General features: G+C 38.4%; 3 protein-coding genes. All 3 read right to left on the reverse strand.

Translation table 11 applies throughout. The features are described 5' to 3' along the window. Positions 1–973: glycoside hydrolase family 43 protein (locus WBM60_RS15210; protein WP_424283282.1), on the reverse strand; the 973-nt coding region annotated here is incomplete at its 3' end. Positions 974–1100: 127 nt separating this feature from the next. After that, positions 1101–3245: an alpha-glucuronidase family glycosyl hydrolase gene (locus WBM60_RS15215; RefSeq protein ID WP_424283283.1), complete on the reverse strand. Its 2145-nt coding sequence runs from the start codon at positions 3243–3245 to the stop codon at positions 1101–1103. A gap of 171 nt (positions 3246–3416) precedes the next feature. After that, a complete protein-coding gene (locus WBM60_RS15220; RefSeq protein WP_424259494.1) occupies positions 3417–3836 on the reverse strand; it encodes a VOC family protein in 420 nt (139 codons plus the stop codon). Between the last annotated feature and the right edge of the window lie 33 nt (positions 3837–3869).

Consider the following 3869-nt stretch of genomic DNA (forward strand, 5'->3'; position numbering starts at 1 on the left):
ACTCAACTATGGAATGATGGTTGGTCCAGCCTAATACGGGCTTCAAAATGACTCCCTGGTAGGTAAAAGGACCGTAAGGATTATCACCAATACCATATGCGATATTATGAGTGTCACCTGTTGAATAGGATAAATAATACTTTCCATTGTACTTATGAACCCATGCAGCTTCAAAGAAACGTCGTTCATTATCACCTGCCAGTATTGGACTTCCATTTTTGTCAAGTATTTGTATATCTGCGGGAGTTTCTGCAAAAGCCAGCATGTCATCTGTCAACTTTGCAATTTTAGGAGTTAACGCCATCTGGTCTTCAGCCGGGTAAACATCTTCACTCTTATAAGTTCCGCTGGACCATCGCTGTAACTGTCCACCCCAAATACCACCAAAATACATATAATAGACACCATCGGTATCTTCAAAAACAGCAGGATCCATACTAAAACTTCCTTCAATAGGCTGCTCTTTTGCATTAAATGGCCCAAAAGGATTTTCACTTGTGGCTACGCCAATTTTAAATATATCTGATTTATCCTTTACAGGGAAATAGAAATAATAGATACCATTTTTTTCTGCCGCATCAGGGGCCCACATCTGCCTTCCTGCCCACGGAACGTCTTTAATGTGCAAAGCAACGCCATGATCTGTAACATTACCTCCTATACTATCCATCGAGAATACATGATAGTCGTTCATATCAAAATGACTCCCTAAATCATCTTCCGGAACACCCGATTCAAAATCGTGGGAAGGATAGATGTACAATTTCCCTTCAAATACATGTGCCGATGGATCAGCAGTATAGATATCTGAAATTAACGGCAAAGGGTTGACTCTGATGATTGAGACAGTATCTTCGGGAAGCTCATCTTTGGAAGATTCTGCTATTTTGCTTGTTGTTTTGTCCTTGCATCCAAAAAGTAGGATTGCAGCCAGCAAATGCACACTTAAGATTCTAAATTTCGAAGGATCCATAAATTGGTTTTAGTTACATTATTCAGTAATTAAAAGTTATTGATATTATTTATCAAGGTCCTTAAGTTATTTTCTTAACAGACTGATGAAAGTTAATCAAAAAAACCTTAATAAATATCCTTGAGTACTAATTTCCAGGGGCATAAGGGAATTTTAAGGATTTGTAATACTCCAGGTTTTCCTCCGGTCTTCCCACTCCAAGTGGCAATTCTCTTCCCGAAAATGTCTGAAAATAGAGAAGGCTTGCATTCCTCCACCATTTTGCCTCCTGAAGCTGAATTTCGAGAAGCATCCTTACTTCATTGTATTGATCATCAGAAATATAAGTTTTTGCTTGCTTCCAGATGTTCATCATTTCTTCTACCTGGTCAACACCTTTTTGATATTTTAAAGCAATTGCATCCCATAATATTCCTCCATTCTTTAGCTTATAATCCCAGGGTAAATGATGAAACCACAAGAGGTATTCTTCCGGACAAGTTTCCGGGTCATTAAAAATTTTGGCAATCTCAGGAGCATACTGAGTTGTAGCATTGCTTCCTGAAGGGGTACGATCAAATCCAATACCATTCTTATCGGCATTGTGATAATAAGTAGGATTCCACTCAGGCCTGCTTAAATCGCCCACCCATGGACCCGGACCGTAATGATGACCTGTATCCATCAAATGGTGTAAACCCATTGGGGTCATATAGTTAACAACGGCTTCCCTGGAAGCGATCATTAGGCTTTTAACGGGCTTAACAAATTCTGAATTATTGGAATAGGTTAAACGCAACCACTCTTCGGCAATGTTTTCAGAACTCAGGTAAGGATCCCATGCCAAACGTCCATATCCATACCAGTTAGCCTGCGCAAATGGATGCCCAGTCCAATTCATATCTGTCCCAATATTTGCCACTCCGGCCATTCCGGATATTTTTTTATTGAATAACGATCCATCGATAACTTTAGCCACTGTGCTATTTTTGCCTTTTCGATAGGTCTCAGCATCTAACACTTCTTCGTACAGTTTAGGAAGAAATACCAGATGGGAACTAAAACCAAGATATTCCTGGGTAATTTGGAACTCCATAACCAGTGGTGTATTGGGCATAGCTCCAAACATCGGATGAAAAGGCTCTCTCGGTTGAAAATCAATTGGCCCGTTCTTTACCTGAACCAAAACATTCTCCAGGAAATTACCATCATAGGGCACAAATTCTGTAAAGGCTTGTTTTGCCCTGTCTGTTGCATCCGTTTCAGAATACACAAAGGCTCTCCAAATTACCAATCCATCAAATGGTTTTAATGCAGTTGCCAGCATATTTGCCCCATCTACATGGGTTCTTCCATAATTCTGTGGACCGGGTTGTCCTTCAGAATTGGCCTTAACCAAAAAACCACCAAAGTCCGGGATATATTTATAAACCTCTGTCACTTTATTATTCCACCATTCAATTACGTCCTTATCCAAAGGGTCTGCAGTATTTAATCCTCCTATTTCAATGGGAGCAGAAAACCTGGCCGTTAAATATACTTTTATCCCATACGGCCTAAAAACATCAGCTAAAGCAGCCACCTTTTCTAAATAAGCAGAAGTTAATACCAGGGCATTTGCATTTACATTAGTTAATACAGTGGCATTAATACCTATTGAGGCATTAGCCCGTGCATAGTCTTTATAGCGCTGGTCTATATATTTTGGAAGTTTCTGCCAGTTCCAAAGCGAAAACCCGGCATATCCGCGTTCTATGGTGCGGTCAAGGTTGTCCCAATGATTAAGCATTCTTAATTCAATTTTTGGTGCTTCTATGAGATTAACCCCCTCGAGTGATTTTTGCATTTTCATCAATTGCAAAAATTTAAATACGCCGTAAAGTATCCCTATATCTTCGTTCGCTGAAATCAATAAAATATTCTTTCCATTTACTGACACAGATTTAATAATAAATCCTTCTTTGCCAATCTGTTCAAAATAGCCTTTTAGTGCACTCTGTAACTCCTGGTTAAGACCATCTTTCTTAGCCACCCACATGGTATTCAATAAATTTGGGGAATCCTGAACATCGGATTCTCGTCCCAGCATCGCATTCAGACCCTTGACAAGTTCTTTTTGCGCATTTAGAAGAATGCTATTGCCTCCTGAGAAAAATATAGAATTTGTGAACTTTTGATACTCCGATAATGTTGTTGGCTCTCTTATTTCAGAGTATTCCAACCACAAGTCGTATCCGGTCAGAGTCTGTGAATTGCTAAATGCTATAGAAAGTAAAGCAAAAACAAAAAACATTTTTAATTGGGAAAAGGAGATATTCATCTTTAAGGATATCTATTTTTAAATTTAAGTAACTATTGTACAGCCAGGAACTATGATGAGCTTAAGGTTAAATTATTTCTGCATGGGTTATTTCAAAAGATGGAATAACTAGCCACTGTCAACTAATTTGCAAGCTACTAGTTACTAATAATCAGTTGCAAAAATCTCACCTTCCCTCATAAAACTTTTGAACTCCACCATATAATCATTTGGGTCCCGTACAAAAAAAGACAAATGTTCCCCTGTCCTATCTTTCAAAAAAGTAGCTTCTGTTGTTATTTCAAGATCCATTTCTGACAATCTGCCATACAAATTCTTCCAGACCTCTGCATTAACTATTACTCCAAAGTGGAATGAGGGAAGTACATGATCACTAAATCGGTAACTTTTAAAGTCAAAATTAAAATTTCCTGCCTGGGTAAAAGTCAATTGATTTCCATAAAGATTTATATCCAGCCAATTCTCTCCCGATCTTCCTCTTTCTGCCTTAAGGATTTCCAGGTAAAATTTCCTAGTTTCTTTAATATTGATGCAAGGGAGGGCAAGATGGAATTTTGAATTCATTGTTTAGTTTTGGTTTGGTGAGTAACTTTTAAT

This window comes from Eudoraea sp., assembly GCF_049669105.1.
Lineage (GTDB): Bacteria > Bacteroidota > Bacteroidia > Flavobacteriales > Flavobacteriaceae > Eudoraea.